The sequence below is a fragment of the Bacillus methanolicus PB1 genome (genome assembly GCF_000262755.1).
GTDB classification, from domain to species: Bacteria; Bacillota; Bacilli; order Bacillales; family Cytobacillaceae; genus Bacillus_Z; species Bacillus_Z methanolicus.
The window spans coordinates 580,406-603,328 of sequence record NZ_AFEU01000002.1 but is presented as its reverse complement, the minus strand read 5'-3'; the positions used below and the strand labels follow the sequence as shown (position 1 = coordinate 603,328).

The window sequence follows — 22,923 nt, the reverse complement described above, 5'->3', positions numbered from 1 at the left end:
AAATCGTATTTAAAATAATCCAGTATCGCGACTTTCACTTAAAAAAGAAGACAGCTTTTGCTGCCTTCAATATTATTTTGACAATATCTTCTTCACTTTTGAAACCGCCGTCTTGGATCCGCCTTTATCTTGAACGTTCTCGAGCATCATTGCAATCAATATTTCCGGTTGGTTTGCATTGTATGCGACAAAACTGCCGTTTTCGGTTCCTTTTTCTCCCTGATGCTTTTTAAATTCTGCAGTTCCGGTTTTACCTGCAATCGGATAACCATCTATTTTGGCGGTATGGGCGGTCCCCTGAGGATCTTCAACTACTTTTAGTAAATCACTGTTAATAAGATTTGCCTCGGCTTCGCTTATAATACTTTCGTGCCAGACTTCGCCTTTGGCTTCCTCTTTAAACAATACCGGCTTGATCATGTTTCCTTTATTGATAAACGGAGTATAAGAAGCAGCAAGGTGAACAATGCTCATTTCCACTTGTCCCTGGCCATATCCGGAGTCTGCAAGCTTAATTTCCGTATCCATTTCGCCAAGCTTGGAACTTTCGATTGGGAAAGGATAAGGGATTTCTTCTTCAAATCCGAACATTTTTAATCCTGTCGCAAACCTTTCTTTGCCAAGCTCAAGTGCCGTTTGGGCAAAATAAATGTTATCAGAGTAAACGAGTGCTTTTTCAAGGTTAACCGGACCTTTCGGATCTTTTACCCTTGTCACTTTGTAATTTCCCCACGAGTTATCTTTCTGCCACTGTTTCCCCTTAACATTTATAGTTTTTTCAGGCGTAATCGCTCCTTCTTTTAAACCAATTGCAGCAACAAGCGGCTTAATGACCGAACCGGGGGCATATGTCGCCTTGAACCGCGTTAACAGAGGCTGATTTTTGTTATCTTGGAGTTCTTTCCACTGGCTGGATGACATTCCCAAAGCTGCTTTGTTTGGATCAAAGCTCGGACTGCTGACGAGAGCCAGTGTTTCGCCCGTTTTTGGATTAATGGCGGAGGCAGTACCTGGTTCACCGTTCATTTCCTTAAATACTTTAGCCTGCAACTCAGCATCAATTGTTAATGTAATGTTTTCACCATTCTTTACCTCTTTTTCTTTAAGGAGGACCTCTATTCCATCCGCTTTCTTTATCGTGATTTTTGCGCCGTTTTCTCCTTTTAGCCGTTCTTCAAGAACTTGTTCAAGCCCTCTTTTTCCTATCATGTCATTGCTTGAATAACCTTTGCCTTCTAGTTCTTTAAGTTCATCGGCTGTAATTGGACCTACATAACCAATTAAATGTGCGGCTGACTCTTTATATGGATACACCCTTGCCTCAACATCCTTTTTTAATACGGACGGGATTGAAACCAGTTTTTCAAACAGCTCGCGATCTTCCTTGGAAATTTTCTTTATCGGCACAAAATAATTTGGCTGTACCCAGCCTGCATTTAACAATTTACCAATTTTCTCCGGCTCCATTTCAAGAAGAGCAGCCACTTGGTTAATAATTTCTTCTCGATGTTCTCCCATTTTTTCCGGAACAATCCCGATTTCATAGGCTGTTCCGTTAACCGCCAACCCGTTTCCATTTCTATCAAGGATTTCGCCGCGCTTCGCCGGAATCGTCGATACTTGAATCTTGTCTCCTTTTTTTAGTTCAGGAAAGATATACGTTGTATCCCAGTCAACATACCAATTTTTTTCATCTTCCCGTTTTTCTTTTATAAGCTTCGCAGAATGATTAAATTTGATAGGACCGGCTATGCTGTTCATCTTCACCGAAAAAGGAAATTCGATCTTATCTTCTTTCGGTTTGCTCCCTTCCTCCGGTTTGTCAAATTTGACTTTTAAATCGGTGATTTCCAGGTCTCTATAAACTTTTTCGTATCTGCTCGTGAATTCTTCCTTTGTCACCTTTTCTTTTACTTTGTCTGATAAAAATTCATACATTTTATCAAATTTTTGTGCGTTCCATAGCTTTATATACTCGTCAAAACGGTCTTCTGGCTTTGGCTCTTTATTGCAGCTTGCCAGCACAGTAACTATGAATGCCGCTAATAGTAAATATATGGATTTCCGCATATTTCTCCCCTCCTCTGTATTAATCTACCATTCTATTATTATTAGAACAATGCGGAAAACTCAAAGATTCTAAATACTTTATTAGTTCAAAATACATATCCAAGCACGCAGCGTCCAATTGAAGCATAGTTTTCTTTATATTCCAACTATACTATAGAAAATAAGAGGCTCACTCATAAGCAAAGGTCAGATCCCTCCCATACAAATATTGACATCCTTTATGAGTCAGCCTTTTTTTTATTAAATTTCTTGCTCGAATTTTCTTAATGGTTCCCCGCAAAAATTATCATAAATGATCAAATAAGGTCGAAATTTGAAATAAAACTGTAATCTTTTTTATAAATCTGTAAATTGAAAGTGGTTGCTTTTATGAGATAATACTGTCGTTGATTGATAGAGAAAAGAGATTAGTAGGATTTATCGGGGTGCATTATGAAAAAGTGTATACTATCGGTATTAGTTTCTTTGACTGTGTTTCTTAGTGGATTTCTTGGAACAAATCATACATATGCAGCAACAAGCTACAGTATGAAAGCTGCCGCTATTGCTCAAAAATATGTTGGAGTTCCTTATAAATGGGGCGGAATTTCACCATCCGGATTTGATTGTTCAGGTTTAGTTTATTTTTCATTTAGGCAAGCAGGAAAAACTCTTCCCAGAACAGCCGGTGAAATGTACAGCAAAGGAACGGCCGTTTCCAAAAAGAATTTGAGAAATGGCGATCTCGTATTTTTCAACACTAATAAAAAAGGTGCTTCCCACGTAGGGATATACATTGGTTCCAACAAATTTGTTCATTCAACTTCAAAAGGTGTAAAAATAGACTCCATGTCTAATCCATATTGGAGCAGAGTCTATCACGGATCAAAGCGGATGTAACCTCCTAATCGTTAGGAGGTTATTTTTTTGCTTCTAATGTAGGAGATTAAAAGTTTTGTGCAGTTTTCGCTTTAACGCGTTAAACTACTGAGGGCCAGGCCCGCACTGCGTTAATACGTTAATTTGTTAAAGGCCAGACTCCGTTGCGTTGGATTTATGAGCCATGCCTCCCTTATGTGCTATTTGTTTTGAGCCGTCGATTTTGTTGCCTTTCTTTTTCCGAAGAATCTTCCCTTTTCCCAGGCGATTTTTTTTCCCCTTCTTACCCCCTCCTCCTTCCTGGTTTTTTCGGGTATAATAAAAGAATGTGGTTCTTTAGTTACGGGAGGTTGACAGATGGCACCGATTCCTGATCATTATAGAGAAATGTTGGAGTTTGCGGCCCGGGATTTTCAAAAGATGCTGCGGGCAGAGGCGGCTGAGGATGCAAATATTGTACAAAAAGGCATGATTCTTTATCGCCAAGGGATGGTTTATAAAATGAAGCTGGAAGACGAAGCCGTCTTTGCCTCCGTTCAGGATGCGGCGCCCGTTGATGTCCGGCTTGATTTGAATTTTCTTGAAGCGAGCGGCTGCTCCTGTCCGGCGGCAGGATTTTGCCGGCATCAGCTTGCAGCATTTTTTCAGGCCTATTCAAATATTGGCAGTGTTGCTGACTGGATTGAAGAGTGGCGCCGGCCAATAAAGGAAAAATCTTTTGCTTCGACATGGGGCCTCGAAAGAGCGAAGGACCTGTTAAAAAGAAATACAAAATTAGAGGCGTCCTATGAAAACTGGATACGTGCCTTTGAAGAGAGCTTCGATTCGATTATGAACGGAAAGGGAGAGCCTCGGCCGTATGTCGTCCTGGAACTTTTCCAAATCTATATGAAGCGCGTAAAAGCAAGTACCCCGGTTGAGCAAGAATGGAAAACTCTTTACGAACTGATCTCTTCAGTTTTCTCTTTTTTAAAACTCACGGAAGTCAGCGAAAAGTATGGGCATACTGATGACCGTTATTACCGGCATGTATTCCATTCTTTGATCGAGGGTGCAGAAGCGGCAATTTATCGTTTGTCTGTTCATTCTATGCCGTTTGCTTTTGATGAATTCATTGAAAATCTAAAGGACATAACCGAGGACCTTCTATTTGTGCCTGAGTTCATCGAATACGAAGGAGTTCAATTATACAGAGTTTTATGGACGAATCTTTTTAAGCAAAGCAAGTGGCGTGAAGATGAACGCTCCAGTTTGACCGAGCTTGTGAAAAGAAACGGCTCCCTTCCGCCTGCGATTGCCCTGGCCCATCTGAACATATTGTCCCGCAAAGATGAAGAGGCAATTTTTGAATTGCAGCGGATAGGCAAGGATGCTGCCCCATACATGATCTACTGGCTGGAATTGCTTACGGAGCAGAAAGCATGGACAAGAATGACACCATATGTCGAGTTTTTTATTCTGCAGCTGAACCGGTACACGAAAACGCTGATCGGATACCATAAACGACGTGATTTTACTAACTTGGCGCTTGCTGTCCTGACTCCGTTTTGTGTGGAAAGCGGCCGCTATGATTTATATGAACGCGCTCTTCTTCAAACCCTTCCCTACAGTTATGGAGAGTATGAAGAGTTGTTATTCCGGCAAGGCCGACTTGAAAAATGGGGAGAATTGCAATCTTATATTGGTTTTGATGTGAGCGATTTGCCGGCAGACCGAATAAAAACTGTTCAGAAGGAAAAGCCTGAGATCCTTCTTCCCCTCTACCATCAATCGGTTGTCCGAAATATTGAACTGAAAAACCGGGCAAATTACCGGGAAGCGGTCCGGCACTTAAAGAAGCTGCGTACAATTTATAAGAAAATGAAACGTCCGGAAGATTTTGAAACGTTTATGGCCGAACTGATGAAAAAAACAAAACGGCTTCGCGCCTTTCAAGAAGAATGCAAAAGAGGTAAACTGATCGATGTATGAGACAAGATCTTTACAGATAGCAATTATGCCAATTGGTGAACGATTTTTTATCACCGCAGAAACCGAAAGCTTTATAGAGGCTTCCCATTGGAAACACCTGCTTTTTCATCGCCATGAAGAAAGTTTTTATGGGACCCTCCTTGATCTTGAAACGTTGGATGGAGTTGAAGGTGTTTTTGTGAATGGCTGGCAGCTTGTGACGCTGCTCGCGAAAGAACAATTCAACCGCCTTTTGGAGTGGGACTGGGATGAAACGGCCCAAATATGCCTTGCTGCGGCACCGGCTATTTATGATGCGATTATTGAAAAAGAATGGCGCCCTGATTTTTCGCTGCTCGATGAAGACGAGTTTCGTTGGGCGCTCCCTGAACGGATCGTCAAAGAATTTGACCAGTCTTTTTGGGAACAGCCGCTTGAAAATGCCATATCCGTTCATGATTTTATCCGGGACTGGTTCCACCATTCCCTTGAAGCATACTTTGCGAGAAACTCTGAGCAGAGATCATTTTTCGATGAAAAGCTGGCATTGTTGAAAAATAAAGACTTGCCTGCAGCAAATTTGTCTGCTTTTTTTGATGAGGAAAAGTGGCTGGAATGGATGGGCATCAAGGATGACCCTGCTCCATTCACGATCGGACTGCGGCTTGAAGAGCCGGCTGATGAAGATGGCGAATGGAGCCTGGATCTCTTTTTGCGGGATAAAAAGAAGCCTGACATCATCGTTGATCCGCATCATGTTTCATCGTTTCCGCGCGGCTGGAAACCGCATTTAGAAAAAGTTGCTTCCGAGGAAAACCGCTTGGGCCGGCTGTTTCCGTGGCTGCAAGATGGGAACGGCCTTCTGCGCCGTTTAACAGAAGATCAGGCTTGGACATTTTTAACCGAAGCAAGTGAAGTGCTGCTTGCACTAGGTGTCGAGATCCTGCTTCCTTCCTGGTGGCAGGCAATGAAAAATGCCAATTTGAAAATAAAAGCCCGCGTAAAAGGAACGTCAAGCCACCGTCCATCTTTTGTCGGGCTTCAAGCCATGCTCGATTTTGATTGGCGCTTTTCCATGAACGGCGTTGATCTCTCAGAAGAAGAGTTCCGCAAGCTTGTCGATGACAAACGGCGGCTTGTGTATATTCGCGGCCGCTGGATCAAACTTGATCCGAACTTTATCCGCCAAATTCAAGATTTAATGAAAAAAGCGGAAAAAGAAGGTCTGCACGTTCGCGACCTGCTTGAACAGGAGCTGATAGCTCCAGAAGAAGATGCGGCGGATGAGCTCGACAACCCGAAAGCATTTGCCCGAATTCAAATCGAGCTGAACAAACAATGGAAGCAAATGGTCCGTCAGCTTTCCGAAATCAGTGAAATTCCGGAAATGCCGGTCCCTGCCGGTTTACACGGCGAACTTAGGCCATACCAGCGGCGAGGCATGAGCTGGCTCTTGTTTTTGCGCCGCTTCGGTTTTGGCGCCGTCCTTGCAGATGATATGGGACTCGGAAAAACCGTTCAGCTCATTTCCTATTTGCTGTCGGTAAAAGAAAACGAAGATGCCGGACCCGCCTTGATTGTGTGCCCCACATCGGTTCTTGGGAACTGGCAAAAAGAACTCGAACGGTTTGCTCCGGGGCTGAACGTATATCTGCATTACGGCCAGGCGCGGCTTAAAGGAGAAGCTTTTAAAAAGGCTTCTTCTGATGCAGATGTCGTCTTAACGTCATACGGCCTGACCCATCTCGATTTTGAGGAATTCGAATCGCTGACATGGAGCACGATCGCCATCGATGAAGCGCAAAATATAAAAAATGCACAAACGAAACAATCGCGGGCTGTAAGGCGTTTGAAAGGACGCCATCATATTGCCCTGACCGGAACGCCGATGGAAAACCGGTTAACCGAACTTTGGTCGATTTTTGATTTTACCAACCACGGCTACCTTGGCAGCGCCGGCCAGTTTCAGAAACGGTTTGTTATTCCGATCGAAAAAGACGACCGGAAGGATAAAATTAAAGAGCTGCAGGCGCTGATTCGCCCGTTCCTCCTGCGCCGGACGAAAAAAGATGAAGAAGTGGCGCTGAACCTGCCTGATAAGCTTGAGCAAAAGGAGTACTGCCCATTAACAGCTGAACAGGCATCGCTATATGAACAGCTTGTCCGCGACACGTTTGCAGAAATTGAAAAGCTCACCGGGTTTGAGCGAAAAGGTCTTGTCTTGCAAATGCTCAGCAAGTTGAAGCAGCTTTGCAACCACCCTGCTCTTTACTTGAAAGAAGAAAAGCCGGAAGACTTGCTTGAACGTTCTTCCAAGCTGGAAAAATTAAATGAACTAGTTGAAGCGGTTCTTGGCCAGGGCGAAAGCTGTTTAATTTTTACCCAATATCTTGAAATGGGCGAAATGATCCGCACTGTATTGAGAAACATACATGGAATCGATGCGCCGTTTTTAAACGGAAGCGTGCCGAAAAAACAGCGCGATGAAATGATTGAACGTTTCCAAAGCGGCAAATTCCCTGTGTTTTTGCTTTCATTAAAGGCGGGCGGCACCGGCTTGAACTTAACGGCTGCCAACCATGTCATCCATTATGACCGCTGGTGGAATCCGGCGGTTGAAAACCAGGCTACCGACAGGGCGTACCGGATCGGCCAAAAGCGGTTTGTGCACGTTCACAAACTGATCAGCACCGGCACATTAGAGGAAAAAATTGATGCGATGATTGAAAAAAAGCAATCATTAAATGACCAAATCATTCAAAGCGAAAACTGGATTACCGAGCTTTCGACAAATGAATTGCGGGAACTGATATATTTGGGGTAGTCGCTCGTTGCGATTAGATCAGCCTTCTGAGACGGAGGCTGATTTTTTATTGTAGTGTGCCAAATCGGGGTGTTATTGAATCTGTCGGTGAAAGTCGTGAAATTGGCTATTCAAAAGGAAAAAAATTTACCCTCAACGGGCAAACGTTACACGCAGGTAAGTGAACTACCCACCACTTATTTAACATTGCGGTCAAATTGAAGTGGGGGCTTCTCGGGTAATAGCCACTTTTACTAGCTGACTAAATTGACCGAGCTAACCCTCTTGTTCCAAGAGTTTTTATTATTATGCTAACGCTAATAGTCGTAATCCTTCATTTTTGATATTGATAGCTGAATTATGGTCACGATCTAGTACAAAGCCACAGGAACATTGATATACACGTTCTGATAATGGCATTTCTTTTTCTGCGCCAAAGCAAGAACATCTTTTGGTAGAAGGAAACCATTTGTCAATCTTAATCAGTCTCTTTCCTTGTTCTTCAAGTTTGTATTTGAGAAATGTTGTGAATATGTTCCAACCATTATCGTGAACACTCTTGCCAAAATGAAGAGCTTGTGACATCCCTTTCATGTCCAGATCTTCAATAATAACAGCATCATAGTTTATTGCTAATTCTTTCGATTTATGATGAAGAAAGTTCTTGCGTTGGTTAGCAGTCTTTTCTTGAAGTTTAGCCACTTTCAAACGTTGTTTTTCCCAACGGATAGAACCTTTTTTCCTTCGAGAAAGAATTCGTTGTTCTTTTGCTAGTTTATCTAATGATTGTCGATAGAAATATGGGTAATTGGCTTTCTCACCCTGTTCGCTTTCGACATACAGACCATCCATAGCAAAATCCAGTCCAACTACATGCTGAATAGTCGATAAAGGAATCTCTTTCTCGTATTCAGTCAAAATAGAAATATAGTATTTCCCTGACTTCGTTTTGGAAATGGTACAGGACTTTATCTTGTAAACAGCAGGGATTTCCCGATGTTGTTTGATTTTCACAAATTTCAGTTTAGGTAATTTGATATGACCATCTTTCAATTCGATATTTCCGTTTACCATATTCGTTGTGTAAGATTGCTTTGCTTTTCGGCTTTTGAATTTTGGAAATTCTGCACGACCTTCAAAGAAGTTTTTATAAGCATTTTGCAGGTTGATTTGTGCGTTTGCTAAAGCCAATGAATCCACTTCTTTTAAGAAGGAAAATTCTTCTTTATATTTAGCAGGAGTCGGAAACTTTTGTTTTATAAGAATTTCTTTGTTATCTTTGAACTTTTCATAAGTTTCCTTGCGTTCTTCCAGCATTTTATTGTAGATAAAACGGACACAGCCAAATGTTTTGGCAAGTAACACCTCTTGATTTTTATTAGGTAACAAACGGAACTTGAAAGCTTTATTCTGCTTGGTCATATCAATTCACCTCACTTTGGACCTTGATTTTCGATCTTATGACACTAATTGGCGCGCCGCCTGTCGTTAGCAGGCAAAAACTCCTTGACCAAAACATTTCTTTCCAAAGTTTTTTCTTACATATGGAAAGTTCTTTTTAATCAATCGTGAACTAGCACTTTTATAGGCGTTGATAAATTTTGATAGTTCGGAATTAGGATGTGCTTTGAATAAGATATGGATATGATCCTTGTCGTGATTCCATTCGACTAATAAAATATTGTATTTATTTCCGATTTCAATAAACATTTCTTTTGCAAAATCGGATATTTCGTTATCAAACACTTCCCTGCGATATTTCACAACAAGTACAAGATGATAACAGGAACACTGAATAATTATTACTATCTAATTTCACTGATATATCAATCCTTTTACTGATTATCTCATAAGCTTTGGCTATCGCCAACCGAAATTCATCTCCCCCTTATCATTGGGCTTCGCCCTACGCATGATTAAAGAGGGAGACTTCTTTCGAGATTAGGTTAAAAAAGTGGGATTTGGTTCTTTGCTGAAATTTTCACGGTCACCGGGAGGGAATGTTAAATACAACAGTTTATTGCCGTTTTTGATCAAGAAGCAAGAAAGAAGCTTATAGGCTGTCGCTCTGCTTATTTTACCTGCTTTTTCTTTGATGAGGATTTTCTGTTTATGAAAATTAAAAGTAAATTGGACGGCTTTAACCTGTTGATTTTCGACGAAGTTAACCGTGACGCTTGTATGAGTGCAGAGAGGCAAAATACAATACGAAGTACGAAAAGAGTTGCGGCTTAATTGCAGGGCATCGAAAAATCCAGGTGGATGAGCAATTTTTGCATTATATTCCGGATCCTTCTCTCCAATAAAAATAAGTTGACAGCTTTCCTCTTTTTCACCTGAATGGATCGTATAGTTCTTCATTTCATTAGCAATTCTCCTTTCTTATAATACCTTACATAATTCTCCAAATTTCTTGTAAATCCTTCTAAAGTCCTATTTTCCTATCAGTCGTGCAATATGCGCACGTTATTGTGCGTTTTCATGTTGCACACAAACCCCGATACTACTCTTTTCCCGTTAAGTTAATCTTATATGAACTTGATGTGGGTGAGAAAAGATGTCGCTTTCCAAAAAGCTAAGGGAGCTTAGAATAAAAAAAGGCTGGACGCAAGATTTTGTTGCTGACATGATGAAAGTGGACCGTTCAACAATCAGCCGCTATGAAACGGGCCGCAGTCTGCCTGATTACCAAACGATCTTGCAATTTGCCGAAATCTTTAAAGTCGAAAAAGAGTATTTAGTGGCGGAGCTTGATCCACAAGCAGAAGAAAAGGATAAGCCGGCTTTACTGCTAAAGGAAAACTCAAACGACCGGGAATTGGAGCTTATTTTAGAGCTGTTAGAAAAAGAACCAAAAATCAAAGACATTCTTTTAGAGTGGTACAACTATGATGATAAAAAAAGAACCTTGGTCATTAATACTGTAAGAGCTTTTATGAAGGAGATCAGGCATTATAAGAGGTAGAGGCTTATATATGGATGAAGGCTCATTACATTAAATGGAATGACGGCTCATAATTCTGGATGAAAGCTGATAAATTGAAATGACAGCTTATATTTTTGATGAAGACTCATAAATTGAATTGACGGCTCATATTTTTGACTGAAGGCTCATATTTTTAATTGACGGCACATATTTTTGACTGAAGGCTCATGAAATGGAATGACGGCTCATATTTCCGGACGAAGGCTCATAAATTGAAATGACGGCTCATATTTCCGGATAAAGGCTCATAAACTGAAATCAAAGCTCATATATTTGGATGAAGGCTCATAAAAATTTTTAAAGGCTCATATATTTGATTAAAGGCTCATAAAAATTTTTAAAAGCTCATATCCCCCGATAAGAGCTCATAAATCTTTATTTCTAGTAAATTTTTTTCTAAAAATGAAGGAATTTTTCCTGTTTATGTAGAAAAATGCCAAAAAATTAAAAGGAGTGATGACTTTGATCGCCAAGGAGCGGAAAATTCCGATAAAAATTTTGATGCTTGAGGCTTTATTGAGACGGCTTCCCAAAGATCATCCAAGATTGCCGGAATTTGAAGAAGAGCTTACAAAAAGGTGGGCCGGATATCGGGGAGAACTATCTCTCGACTACTATTTAAACTTCCTTCCAGAGGATCGTTACTTCATTTACCATGATCTTCATTTGGCGAATGGCCCTTTGCATTTCCAGATGGATACGTTTATTCTTTCTGCCAATTATGCGTTAATTTTAGAGGTCAAAAATTTTTTCGGAACAATCAATTTTGAACCAACCTTTAACCAGTTTATCAGGACTGCCAACGATAAGGAGGAAGGATTTCCAAATCCTCTGGCCCAGGTTAGACGGCAAAGAACACAACTGATGCATTGGATGAATGATAATAACCTTCATCATATCCCCATTGAATACTTAGTTGTAATAAGCAATCCTTCAACGATTATTAAACCGCCCAATGGAAAGTCTGACATTTCTCGAAGAATTCTTCATTCTCCTAACATTTTAGAAAAAATAAATGACTTTGAAAAAATGTATTCAAATGAAAAATTAAGCCCGAAAGAATTGCGTAAACTGAATCGACTTTTATTAAAAAGTCATACTCCTTCCGAGCCGCAGCCTTTTAAAATCCCAAAAAAAGAGTTGATAACCGGTGTCCAATGTCCAAATTGCTCTTTATTTTCTATGGAACGTTATAAAAGAAACTGGCATTGTCCTCATTGCACTCATCAATCAAAAGATGCGCATGTACAGGCCATTCAGGATTATTTTTTGCTTATTAACCCCACGATTACAAATAAGGAATTTCGCGACTTTCTTCATCTTCCATCACGGCATGCGGCTTCAAAAATGCTCTCATCTATGAACTTGCCCTTTTCAGGAGAAAAAAAAGGGCGAATCTATTATAGACCGCAGTTAGATTTTAAAAATGAGATTGCGAGTTCGGCTCATAAAATGCGGTAAAAGCCCATAATCAGAATGACAGCTCATAAGTCAAAATTAAGGCTCATAAACCAGATTAACAGCTTATAAATCAGAATGACGGCTCATAAATTTAAATAAAGGCTCATAAATCAGAATAAAGACTCATAAGTCAAAATAAAGGCTCAAAAATCAGAATAAAGACTCATAAGTCAAAATAACGGCTTATAAATTAAAATAACAGCGCATAAACCAGAATTACGGCTCATAAACCAAAATTTAAGGCTCATCTCCTCTGAGGAAGGCTCAGAAAATAGTAAATTAGCACATTATTTCAAGCGCCGGATATCAAATCCGGCATGGAAATAATGTGCTATTTTTTCATTTTATTCGCTCGGTGGTTCAAACTTTATAAGGTTCCATTAGCATAGGGGCAGACCCCTTCTATGCAGCATATAGATATTATCGGAGGGAATCTGACCATTATGAGTCAAACCCCCTCCGCAGGATGAAAGTGGTACGTGTGTAAAGCAGGAAATAAGAGTAGTTTCAATGTCAAGCAGACTGTTTCTTCAGCCTTCGCTGTTCGGGGGCTTTCCCAATAGACTGCACACATGCTTGGGGGACAAATCAAAAGATATAAAAGGTTGTTTTATCTTTTTAAATTGATAACTGTTACTTTGTCTCGCATCATGGATATGATGCTTTGGCGAATACCTTGAGAGCCAAGACCGGAATTTTTTACAGCTGAAAATGGAAAATGATCGGGACCGCGCTCAGTTCTTCCATTAATTTGGACAGAACCAACGTCTAGTGATGAAGCAATGGAAAATGCTTTTTCGATATTTGTTGTAAATACACTTGCCTGCAGTCCAAATTCAGACTCATTTGCAATTTCGATTGCTTCCTCTGCGCTGTCGACAATTATACAAGGCAAGACAGGTCCGAAAGGTTCTTCCCACGCAACTTTCATATCTTTTGTAACATTACTTAAGACAGTTGGATAAATCAAGTTTTTCTCGCGTTTGTTGCCGGTGATGAGAGTTGCCCCTTTAGCCAGAGCATCATCAATTAAACCTTGTACAAAGTCCGCTGAACTTTCATCGATTAAAGGAGTAATATCCGCATCGTCTTCCGGTTTGCCAACCGTCAGTTTTTCGACTTTTTCTTTAATTTTTTCAATTAGCGGGGCTGCTGCATCTTTAAGAACGATAACTCTTTTAATGGCTGTACAGCGTTGTCCGCTATAAGAAAAAGCACCGCTGACGATTTCCGCTGCCGCAAGTTCAAGATCTGCATCTTCTAATACAATAGCCGGGTCCTTTCCTCCAAGCTCCAGTACGAGAGGAATCATTGAAGCTTTTCTTGCAATATTTTGTCCTGTTCCTGTTCCTCCTGTAAATGAAATCATATCAATAAATGGGTGGGTAATGATATAATCACCAATTTCTGAACCCTTACCTGTAACTGTATTGACTAAACCTTCAGGCAATCCGGCATTTTCTAATGCTTGAATCATCAATAAGCCACTAATGGCTCCCTGTGTCGCAGGTTTGAAAACAACTGCATTTCCTGCAATTAAAGCGGGGGCAATTTTTGTAGCAGCAAGGTTAATTGGATAGTTAAATGGTGAAATGGCTAAAATGACGCCAAGCGGTTTTTTTTCGACGATGGCTGTTTTTTTGGAGCTGTCGGCATCCAACGAACCGCCATTAATGAATTCTCCGTGAATGCGAACCCCTTCTTCTGCCGTGTAGCGAATGATATCTGCGGTTCGAATCACTTCCCTTTTTGCTGTTGAGATGTTTTTCCCTACTTCATTCATAATCATCGGAGCAATTACATCAATCATTTTTACTAATTCATCTGCCCAAGCATGCAATATTTTGGCACGGTCACTTACGGCCAGCTTTTCCCAATTTTTCTGTGCTTGACAAGCTCCGGCTACCGCTTTATCTATTTCATCTTTTGTCATAGCTGGAACCCGTCCCACGATTTCACCTGTAGATGGAGAATAAATATTGATAAATTCATTGGAAGAACTATAACACCATTTTCCATTTAATAAAAACTTATGATCTTTTTCCAATACCTGCATGAAACAATCCCAACTTTCTAAATATTATTTAAATTATGTTAATTAGAACTCTAAAGCAGTAAGCGATTCCAACACAAGACTTTTTTTTAAAAAAATACAGCACAAAGGCAGCGACAGCCGATTCTTCTATAAAATTCTAATAAATGGAATATTACCGGCTATTAATTGGAAAATTTTTTTTATGTCATATAAGGAATCTCTCTTTCCACATTCCAAAAGAGAAAATTTTCAGCCGGAAAATTTTTCAATTATCTGAACTTTTCGCTTGCAAATGTATGATAAAAGCTTAAAATTATTTTATATACGCTCTTTTCTAAAAGATTGCTGCTTTTATGTCTGTTCCCATCAGGCGCAGCGTGCAATCACCGCAATACGAAAATCCTAAAGAACAAATGTTCCTGTATATGCAAAATTAATAATATCTGCGAAAAGAGTCTTTATATAAACTTAGGAGGTGCTCTGTTAGTGCGATTAAAAGATAAAAAAGTTGTCAGCCTTGTGCATCATGAGTTTGAGGATTTGGAGCTTTGGTATCCAATTCTTCGTCTGCAGGAAGAAGGTGCGGTTGTCCGTCTTGCAGGGGAAAAGGCAAAAGAAACATACATAGGGAAATATGGGGTTCCGGCTGTAGCTGATTTTGCATTTGGCGAGATCAATCCTGAAGAATATGATGCGCTTTTAGTCCCAGGCGGCTGGGCGCCGGATAAGCTGCGCCGTTTTCCGGAAGTTATTTCGTTAGTGCAGCATATGGAAGAAAATAAAAAGCCGATTGGCCAAATTTGTCATGCCGGTTGGGTTCTGATTTCTGCAAAAATTTTGCAAGGAAAAAAGGTAACTAGCACACCGGGCATCCGCGATGATATGGAGAATGCAGGAGCGCTATGGCTTGATGAACCGGTGGTGGTAGACGGACATCTTGTTTCAAGCCGCCGTCCCCCGGATTTGCCCGAGTATGTAAAAGCTTTTGCAGATGTATTGGCTCATAACAAAGAATAGAAGAAATAATTTATGAGGATTCCCTTTATGGAATCCTTTTTTATTTATTTTTTCTTTTATAGTACCCGATTCCCACTACTGCGATAACTAGTGCAATTGGAAGGCCAACATGGATCGTTTGTGCCAGGTTTGGAGCTAAAGAATGCAGAAAAATATCTATTTTTCGATCTCTAACAATCATTTCACCTGCGGTATAGGCTAAAAGACCAGCACCCGCATAAATAATAATAGGAAACTTTTCCATAGCACTTAATATGATTTGACTTCCCCAAATAATAATTGGAATAGAAATTAAGATTCCAATCAGAATTGGTACAAAATCATGTGCAACACCCGCTAATGCTAAAACGTTATCCAGTGACATGACAGCATCTGCGATAATAATTGTTCTAACTGCTGATGCCGCTGTGTTGCCTCCGTCTTTGTGTTCTTTATCTTTTCCGGCAAGTAAATTATAAGCAATTCGAATAAGCAAAATTCCTCCAATGGATGAAATTAATGGGATTTTCAGCAACCATACAATAATGGCCGCAATAATCAATCTTAAAACAATCGCACCGAATGTTCCCCAAAAAATCGCTTTTTTTCGTTGTTCTGCAGGCACATTTCTGGCGGCTAATGCAATTACGATTGCATTATCTCCGCTAAGTATGAGATCAACACCAATAACTTGTAAGAGTGTTGCCAATTCCAATCCTAAAAACTCCACTGTTTTTCCCCCTGACAGGTTATTGTTGTAATGTCATTTTAAATGTCGACCTTCCTAGTTTTCATCTATATCATACTTTTTAAACTGTTTTCATATTGATGAAAAACACAAAAAACCCGGCATTAAAGCCGGGCAATGCGAGGATTTGGAGGCAGTCATTGATTCTTTATATGGAAGGAAAAATATTGGAAGGAAAATGGGAGAAAGTTATGGGAAGTCTTACATCGTGATGGAGTAATGTTTTTTCATGGATTTTTCAGTTTTTTCATGCTTGTTATTCGGAGCGTCTTTTACGAGTGTAAAAATGGCTGTGTCTTTATCTCGCAATGATATGTTTTTCATGCACCATTCGAGCTGATGAACCCTTTTGTTTAAGTCATCGACTTTTTCGTTCGTTTTTCCGAGCATTTTTATTAAGCTTTCTAAAAGCATTTCCAGTCTGGCTCCCCAATCGTCGTGATTATTCAACTGCAAATGCCTCCTTTTCTTGCTGTTTGGATCGTTCAGCTGAAGGTTTTGGGCTCAGGAACCTGACTCCTTCGGCAACCACCTCTGTTACAAAAACTTTTTTGCCTTCTTGATTTTCGTAATTTCTCGTCTGAATTCTTCCTGTGATTCCGAGCACTGAACCTTTCCTGCAATACTGGGCCGTGTTTTCGGCTAGTTTTTTCCAAAGAGTGCATTGGACAAAATCAGTGTCAATTTCCCCATGCTGGTTACGATAGTTGCGGTTGACCGCTAAAATGATATTGGTTACGTATGTACCTTCAGGGGTAACCCTTAATTCAGGGTCTCTAGTCAGCCTCCCGACAAGTGTAACTTGGTTTATCAAAGTTTCTTCTCCTTTCCTTTTGATGTTTTTATGATAGTCCTTGACTTGCCCTATCGTAAAATTGAAATAATGAATTTATAGAAAGAAAATTGGCTCAAAAATTCGGGTTTTCACCTGGCGAAAATCTGATTTTCAAAACAGGAAACGTCTTAAACTATGTTTTTACTACTTTCGACAAATATTTTTCGACACGGTTAGAATTCGTTTTCATTTTCAGCTGTGTTATAATTTGTCATACTAGAGATTGTGTAAAAAGTGTTTGCGAACTACTTTCCAGTGAAATGGGAATCGGGAGGATAAAGATGAAAACGTTCAAGCTGATCTCGCTGCAAATTGTCGAAGGCACGGATTTGAAGGATATTGAATTGCAAGACGGGCTGATTATAAATAAAGAAGATGACCTTAATACGTGGCTGATTGAAGCTTATACAAAAAAATCTTATCTTGATTGTTTCAAAGCCGGCAACGAAATGATTGTCCAAGTAGTGATTTCAAAAAAGGAAAATGATCCTGCGTCGTTTCTCACAAAAGTGCATTCTGTAAAAGAGTTCGAAAACAATATCAGCGTTTTGCTTGAAGGCACGCTGAAAAGAACAAGAAATGAATACGCCGAATTGGTGCTCGGTGACCTCCTAAAAAAAGGGATGACCGGAGAAAACCTGTTAATCGAATTTAAAGAGAAAATGAAAAGCAGACCAAGACTAGCAGTTATAAATAAGGTTTGATGAGTTGATAACGAGGCTGTCTCAAAAGCCCAAGGGTCAGTCCCCATAACACAATATATAGGACATTATGTTGGATAAATGTGCTATATATTGATAAATGCGCATGGGGTCAGACCCTTATGAGACAGCCTCATTTTTTGCATTCTAATATAGAATTTTTTATTTAAAGAATGTAAGATATTGTAGAAGGAGGTGAAATGACATGAAAGAAGACCGATTAGATAGAATTGAAGAAATGCTGACAAGTATTATTGCTATGGTTGGTAAAACGAATAGTATACAGCAAAGTATGGAAAACCGATTGCAAGGTCTCGAAAACAGGTTTCAGGGCTTGGAAGACAGGATTCAAGGTCTGGAAAACAGAATGCAGGGCCTGGAAAACAGAATGCAAGGTCTGGAAGACAGGATGCAGGGTCTGGAAAACAGGATGCAGGGCCTGGAAGACAGGATGCAGGGCCTAGAAGACAGAATGCAAACTATGGAAAACACAATGCAGGGCATAATTGCCGAGCAAGCAGAAATTCGCAAGGAAAATGAGATTCGCTTTAATAAAATCGATGAAAAGATTGATTCGCTGTTAGCTGATCAAGATCATATTTGGGAAAAGGCGGTCAGAAATGAAAGGGAAATTACGAAAATTAAAAGACACCTTGATGTATTATAAGCAATGGCCTTTCCCCGATTAAACACCGAGAAAAGGCCGCAAATTAGTATCCTTTTTTTATCATTGTATACTTGACTTGGATGGTCTCCTATCCTTTTTCACCTTATTCGTCTTTGTTATCTTCATCATTTAAATCTTTTGGATCTTCGACTAGAGGCTCTTCACCTGGAGTGTTATCATCCTCCGCCGGGTCCACACCGCCGTTATCGTTGTTGTCCCCATTTCCATTCATTCCACCGTTGTCGTTGTCATCAATAATGCCATTGTCGTCATCGCCAATATTGCCATTATTGTTGTTATCAGCCGGATTTTCTACATCCACGTCATCCTCCGGAGGCGGGTTCTGATCATCATTGACGTTGCATCCTGCGAATAGAATGGCAGAAAGGATAGATCCTCCGATTAACAGTAAAAGCTTTCTCTTCATAAATAAAAGCTCCTTTCCAATGTTAGTTTCTTTTGACCTTATGTATCGGGTCTAGATTTATCTTGCCCAAAATCCAGAAAACCTTGCATAGGAAAGGAAATTTTTTTGTGGTCTTTTTGGGGTCTGGCCCCTACTAAAGTAGGGGTCTGGCCCCGGGTGAAGCGCCTTACTCTTTTTTCTCCCCGAGCGCAAAGCTAATTTCTGTTTCACATACAATTTCGCCTTCAACGGTTGCAACGCCTTTGCCTTTGCCGATTGCACCGCGCACGCGGACCATTTCCACTTCTAAGCGTAGCTGGTCACCAGGCTTTACTTGCCTTCTAAAACGGCAGTTATCGATTCCAGTGAAAAAAGCAAGCCGTCCCCGGTTTTCTTCTTTTTTGAGCATGGCAACTGCTCCTACCTGTGCAAGCGCTTCAACGATCAGCACTCCCGGCATAACAGGATAATCAGGAAAATGACCGTTAAAAAATTCCTCGTTAGCCGTAACATTTTTTATGCCAACCGCTTTTTTCCCTTCTTCGATTTCAAGAATTTTATCAACAAGCAAAAATGGATATCGGTGTGGAATGATTTCTTTAATTTCTGTAATATCGAGCATTTTAGTACCTCCTCTTAATATTAGGTATAATATTATTTTATACAAAACCGCAAACAAAAAGGAAGGGTTTTTACAGTCCGAACGTTTCAGGAGGCTGAGTAAAAAAACAAAGGGTCCGACCCCTCCAATACAACATATAGACAAACAAACCATTCTATATATGTCAATGTTGGAGGGAGTCAGACCCTTATGACTCAGCACGTGCAACAATGAGTCCAGATTATTTGCCCTTCCTTTACTTTTTTCATTTTTCTTTATAAATGAGATCGTATATATGAGTCCACGTTGATTTTTGAAAAACTTCTGTGGCCTTGCCGTTCCCAAGTACCGCGTATCCGAATATTGCCCCGGCAACAGCGCTTACTACGATTAATAAAGCAACAATGATAACCCGCAGCCAAATCGGAATTAGCCGGACACGGATCCGCTCTCTTTTTTCCTTTGTTTGTTCTTGCTGCTCATTTTTCGCTGTCTTTATTTGTTCTCGAGTTCGGACTTCTGCTTGGTTATTGTTGTTTATAGACATTGCTGTATACCCCTTTTAACGAATTCCGTTCACTAATCCCATCATTTGATCTGCTATCGTAATTGATCTTGCCTGGAATTGATAAGAGCGCTGAACATTAATCAGTTCGGTCATTTCTTTCGGCAAATCCACATTTGACTGTTCCAGAACGCCTTGCTTCATGGCAATTTGCGCCCGGAGCGGCCCGTTTAATTGTGTAAAAATATCCTGTTCCGGAACTCCAAGCTCGGCAAAGTTTTCCGGCAGCCCTAAAAGGTTTGCTCCTTTTTGCTCCAAAAATTGCGGTTTTTTCACAAGGCTGACACCAAGATTAACAATTTGTCTTGTCCCATTTGTTTTTTCAACAATGAGCTGTCCATTTTCTGTAATAGTATAGCCTTTTGCATCTCCTGTTATATAAATCGGGTTATTGTTTTCATCTAAGATGGAATATCCGTCCCCTGTCACAAGCATCATTTCACTTTCAGAAATAGGTGTTAAATGAAAAGAACCGTCGCGTGTTAAATGGATGGATGAGCCGTCTTCATTTTGAATAAGAACCCGGAAGTATTGGCCTTCTTTTGTAAAAGCAGCGTCGAGCTTGCGGTCAGTTGTTTTTAAATTTCCCTGTTTCATAATGATCTGTGATTGGGAAAGCCTTGCACCCGTCCCCTGCCGGATTCCGGCCGGTGTCAGCCGATTCTGCTCTTCGTTTGCATTTGCCTGATTGCGGTACTCCTGAAAAAGCAGATCCGTGAACGTTGCTTCTCTTCTTTTATAACCGGTTGTATCTATGTTTGCCAGGTTGTTGCTGATAATATCCATTTGTTTTTGCAGCTGTGCAAGCGTGTTTGTCGTCGTGATCATTGTTCTATTCATACTAAAATCCCCCTTTACGGGTATCACTTTTTTTGATTACTAACCTGTGGTCCAAAAAAATTTTTTCAGGTACCACCTGTTTTTGGTTCCCAGACTGTGTCGAAAATGCAAAAATTTTTTTACCGGTACCACCTGTCTTTTATTTCCCAGTCTGAGTCACAGTGCAAAAATTCCTTTTATGGGTACCGACTGTTTTTGATCCATAACCTATGTCGATAATGCAAACATTCTCTTTACGTGTAAAACCTGTTTTTGATTCCCCGCATGTGTAAAAAATGCAAAAAATTCTTTACGGGTTTCACCTTTTTCCTCTTCAGATTCTATCCTCAAAAGAAATATTTCAATGGGTTTAGCCTATGCGGCCAATGTCATTTGCTGCTTTTTCCATGCTGCGGTCGTAAGCTTGAAGGACTTTCTGGTTGGCTTCAAACGCGCGGTATGCAGTCAGCATATCTGTCATCGTTTTTGCCGCATCAACATTTGAGCGCTCCAGAAACCCTTGCTGAACAGTAAACTGCACTCCATCTGCGTTATAAGCATTGGGAAGCTCATTTCCGTCTTCTGTCCGGAAAAGACCGTCGCCTTCTTTTATCAACCGTTGGGGATTTTCCGCAAACCCGATCCCCAGCCTTGCCGTTTCGCCATTTTCTCCTGTTAATACACCTCTGCTATTAATTGTAAACTTATCGCCGGAAAGCTGAATGCGGCCTCCCCGCTCGTTTAAAACATACAAGCCGCCAGCTGTTGTTAAAAAGCCCTCTCCATCCACTGTAAAATTTCCATTCCGTGTATAGCGGACATCCCCGTTCGGATGCTGCACCGTGAATAGAACCGTGCCCTTTAAGCCGTTTTCCTCATTTGCCGGAATATTGATGTCAATAAGGGCAACATCTGTATGTAATTCCGTTTCGCGAAGATCGCCTTGAATAAACTTAGGAATTGCTTCTTGCATGTAAACACCGGTATTAATTGGTCCGACCGGTGTATTAAATGGAAGTTTTAAGCCATTCTCTGTCGGAATTTTTCGCTGATCGAACCGCTGCAGCAACATTTCCGGAAACGCCCTCATTGATGATTGGTCCGCCTTGAAACCCGGTGTATTGGCATTGGCCATGTTATTTGCCAGCATTTCCGTTTTTCGCTGCTGTGAAATCATTCCGGACGCAACCGTGTAAAACCCTTTAAACATTGTTCCACCTCATTTTCAAAACCGCACTTTTGTACTTACTTTTTATTATAAAAAATTTTTGGCGAAGGAACATATTTTTTTGCAAAAAAAAGTCAAATATTGAAAAAATGGGGGCGGTTTTAATATAGAAAAAAAAACTGCCGCTTTTTGAAGTTTGTTCTTCTCAAACGACAGACTAATTCTATTAACCGAATCTTCTTTTTGGAATACGGTCTATGTTATCAAGCATGATTCCTGTACCGACTGCTACACAATCCATTGGATTTTCCGCAATCAATACCGGTACTTTTAATTCTTCTGCCAGAAGCATATCAATTCCGTGCAGAAGTGCGCCTCCCCCGGTTAAAATAACGCCGCGGTCGATAATGTCGGCAGAAAGTTCCGGCGGTGTACGTTCAAGGACACTTTTGGCTGTCTGAACTATAACGGAAACAGATTCACGCAGTGCCTGTTCAATTTCATCTGAACGGACTGTAATAGTCCTAGGCAATCCTGTTACCATATCGCGGCCGCGGATATCTATTTCCTCGTTGCGTGAACCAGGAAAAACAGTTCCAATCTTCACTTTAATATCTTCTGAAGTACGTTCTCCAATTAGAAGTTTATATTCTTTCTTAATATAATTTAATATTTCTATGTCAAACTTGTCCCCTGCCATTTTAATGGAGGAGGAAGTTACAATATCTCCCATTGATAAAACGGCAATATCGGTTGTCCCGCCTCCGATATCGACGACCATGTTTCCGCTTGGCTGAAAAATGTCCATGCCAGCGCCGATTGCAGCTACTTTCGGCTCTTCTTCCAAGTAAACTTTTTTGCCGCCGCTTTTTTCAGCTGCTTCTCGAATCGCTTTTTGCTCAACGCTTGTAATGTTTGTCGGACAGCAAATCAGAATGCGCGGTTTTGATAAAAACCCTTTTACGTTGAGCTTATTAATAAAATGTTTCAGCATCGCTTCTGTTACATCAAAATCAGCAATTACGCCATCTTTTAACGGCCGGATCGCGGTGATGTTTCCAGGTGTACGTCCGACCATTCTGCGCGCTTCTTCTCCTACCGCAAGAACTTTATTTGTATTTTTATCAATCGCCACAACGGATGGCTCATTTAGTACAATTCCACGGCCTTTTACGTGGATCAGCACGTTGGCCGTTCCTAAGTCGATTCCTATATCCCTTGCAAACATTCCTTTTCCTTTCCTCCTTAAGACGC

At 40.5% G+C, this 22,923-nt stretch carries 21 protein-coding genes and 1 pseudogene; 8 read left to right on the top strand and 14 right to left on the bottom strand.

Features of this window, described 5'->3' with window-relative positions; genetic code table 11:
- Nucleotides 1-72: 72 nt before the first annotated feature.
- The gene (locus tag PB1_RS08075) at nt 73-2,070 is read right to left on the bottom strand and encodes a penicillin-binding transpeptidase domain-containing protein (RefSeq protein WP_003351810.1); all 1,998 of its coding nucleotides are present in this window, start codon (nt 2,068-2,070) and stop codon (nt 73-75) included.
- 432 nt (nt 2,071-2,502) lie between these two features.
- On the opposite strand from PB1_RS08075, the gene PB1_RS08070 reads away from it, so the two are divergent.
- From PB1_RS08070 to PB1_RS08060, 3 genes are all read left to right on the top strand, one after another.
- A complete protein-coding gene (locus PB1_RS08070; protein WP_003351809.1) occupies nt 2,503-2,949 on the top strand; it encodes a C40 family peptidase in 447 nt (148 codons plus the stop codon).
- 336 nt (nt 2,950-3,285) lie between these two features.
- Entirely contained in the window at nt 3,286-4,899 is a 1,614-nt protein-coding gene (locus tag PB1_RS08065; protein WP_003351807.1) for an SWIM zinc finger family protein, read from the top strand.
- A complete protein-coding gene (locus PB1_RS08060) occupies nt 4,892-7,702 on the top strand; it encodes a DEAD/DEAH box helicase (protein WP_003351805.1) in 2,811 nt (936 codons plus the stop codon). Before PB1_RS08065 ends, PB1_RS08060 begins: the two co-directional genes overlap by 8 nt.
- A gap of 285 nt (nt 7,703-7,987) precedes the next feature.
- Here PB1_RS08060 and PB1_RS08055 read toward each other — a convergent pair whose 3' ends face one another.
- The 3 genes and pseudogenes from PB1_RS08055 to PB1_RS08045 form a co-directional block, all read right to left on the bottom strand.
- Entirely contained in the window at nt 7,988-9,103 is a 1,116-nt protein-coding gene (locus PB1_RS08055) for an RNA-guided endonuclease InsQ/TnpB family protein (protein WP_003351803.1), read from the bottom strand.
- A gap of 1 nt (nt 9,104) precedes the next feature.
- Nucleotides 9,105-9,500: pseudogene (tnpA, locus tag PB1_RS08050) on the bottom strand (IS200/IS605 family transposase).
- Between the two features lie 122 nt (nt 9,501-9,622).
- Nucleotides 9,623-10,042 carry a hypothetical protein gene (locus PB1_RS08045; RefSeq protein ID WP_003351801.1) on the bottom strand — a complete coding sequence of 140 codons (420 nt, stop codon included), beginning with the start codon at nt 10,040-10,042 and terminating at the stop codon, nt 9,623-9,625.
- Nucleotides 10,043-10,238: 196 nt separating this feature from the next.
- Between PB1_RS08045 and PB1_RS08040 the strand changes: the two genes are divergently transcribed.
- The gene (locus tag PB1_RS08040) at nt 10,239-10,646 is read left to right on the top strand and encodes a helix-turn-helix domain-containing protein (RefSeq protein WP_003351800.1); all 408 of its coding nucleotides are present in this window, start codon (nt 10,239-10,241) and stop codon (nt 10,644-10,646) included.
- 483 nt (nt 10,647-11,129) lie between these two features.
- On the top strand, nt 11,130-12,128 hold the full coding sequence (locus tag PB1_RS08035) for a nuclease-related domain-containing protein (RefSeq protein ID WP_003351799.1): 999 nt from the start codon (nt 11,130-11,132) through the stop codon (nt 12,126-12,128).
- Nucleotides 12,129-12,738: 610 nt separating this feature from the next.
- Here the strand turns inward: PB1_RS08035 and PB1_RS08030 are convergent.
- On the bottom strand, nt 12,739-14,184 hold the full coding sequence (locus PB1_RS08030) for an NADP-dependent glyceraldehyde-3-phosphate dehydrogenase (RefSeq protein WP_003351798.1): 1,446 nt from the start codon (nt 14,182-14,184) through the stop codon (nt 12,739-12,741).
- A 465-nt stretch (nt 14,185-14,649) separates the two neighbouring features.
- On the opposite strand from PB1_RS08030, the gene PB1_RS08025 reads away from it, so the two are divergent.
- Nucleotides 14,650-15,180 carry a type 1 glutamine amidotransferase domain-containing protein gene (locus PB1_RS08025; RefSeq protein WP_003351796.1) on the top strand — a complete coding sequence of 177 codons (531 nt, stop codon included), beginning with the start codon at nt 14,650-14,652 and terminating at the stop codon, nt 15,178-15,180.
- A gap of 40 nt (nt 15,181-15,220) precedes the next feature.
- Here PB1_RS08025 and PB1_RS08020 read toward each other — a convergent pair whose 3' ends face one another.
- The 3 genes from PB1_RS08020 to PB1_RS08010 form a co-directional block, all read right to left on the bottom strand.
- A complete protein-coding gene (locus tag PB1_RS08020; RefSeq protein ID WP_003351795.1) occupies nt 15,221-15,889 on the bottom strand; it encodes a TerC family protein in 669 nt (222 codons plus the stop codon).
- A 219-nt stretch (nt 15,890-16,108) separates the two neighbouring features.
- Nucleotides 16,109-16,357, bottom strand: a complete 249-nt coding sequence (locus PB1_RS08015; RefSeq protein WP_003351794.1) for a hypothetical protein — start codon at nt 16,355-16,357, stop codon at nt 16,109-16,111.
- Nucleotides 16,350-16,721 (bottom strand): single-stranded DNA-binding protein, encoded by a 372-nt coding sequence (locus tag PB1_RS08010; RefSeq protein ID WP_003351793.1) that lies wholly within the window; start codon nt 16,719-16,721, stop codon nt 16,350-16,352. The genes PB1_RS08015 and PB1_RS08010 overlap by 8 nt, the downstream gene beginning before the upstream one ends.
- Nucleotides 16,722-17,023: 302 nt before the next feature.
- On the opposite strand from PB1_RS08010, the gene PB1_RS08005 reads away from it, so the two are divergent.
- The gene (locus PB1_RS08005) at nt 17,024-17,446 is read left to right on the top strand and encodes a YwpF-like family protein (protein ID WP_003351792.1); all 423 of its coding nucleotides are present in this window, start codon (nt 17,024-17,026) and stop codon (nt 17,444-17,446) included.
- A 202-nt stretch (nt 17,447-17,648) separates the two neighbouring features.
- The gene (locus tag PB1_RS17705) at nt 17,649-18,110 is read left to right on the top strand and encodes a hypothetical protein (RefSeq protein ID WP_003351791.1); all 462 of its coding nucleotides are present in this window, start codon (nt 17,649-17,651) and stop codon (nt 18,108-18,110) included.
- A gap of 103 nt (nt 18,111-18,213) precedes the next feature.
- Here PB1_RS17705 and PB1_RS07995 read toward each other — a convergent pair whose 3' ends face one another.
- The 6 genes from PB1_RS07995 to mreB form a co-directional block, all read right to left on the bottom strand.
- Complete coding sequence (locus PB1_RS07995; protein WP_003351790.1) at nt 18,214-18,537, bottom strand: hypothetical protein; 324 nt, start codon at nt 18,535-18,537, stop codon at nt 18,214-18,216.
- 166 nt (nt 18,538-18,703) lie between these two features.
- On the bottom strand, nt 18,704-19,138 hold the full coding sequence (fabZ, locus tag PB1_RS07990; protein ID WP_003351789.1) for a 3-hydroxyacyl-ACP dehydratase FabZ: 435 nt from the start codon (nt 19,136-19,138) through the stop codon (nt 18,704-18,706).
- 244 nt (nt 19,139-19,382) lie between these two features.
- Nucleotides 19,383-19,664 carry a DNA-directed RNA polymerase subunit beta gene (locus PB1_RS07985; RefSeq protein ID WP_003351788.1) on the bottom strand — a complete coding sequence of 94 codons (282 nt, stop codon included), beginning with the start codon at nt 19,662-19,664 and terminating at the stop codon, nt 19,383-19,385.
- A 15-nt stretch (nt 19,665-19,679) separates the two neighbouring features.
- Complete coding sequence (locus PB1_RS07980) at nt 19,680-20,522, bottom strand: flagellar hook-basal body protein (protein WP_003351787.1); 843 nt, start codon at nt 20,520-20,522, stop codon at nt 19,680-19,682.
- Between the two features lie 349 nt (nt 20,523-20,871).
- A complete protein-coding gene (locus PB1_RS07975) occupies nt 20,872-21,711 on the bottom strand; it encodes a flagellar hook-basal body protein (protein ID WP_003351786.1) in 840 nt (279 codons plus the stop codon).
- Between the two features lie 184 nt (nt 21,712-21,895).
- Nucleotides 21,896-22,897: a rod shape-determining protein gene (mreB, locus tag PB1_RS07970; RefSeq protein ID WP_003351785.1), complete on the bottom strand. Its 1,002-nt coding sequence runs from the start codon at nt 22,895-22,897 to the stop codon at nt 21,896-21,898.
- Nucleotides 22,898-22,923 lie beyond the last annotated feature (26 nt).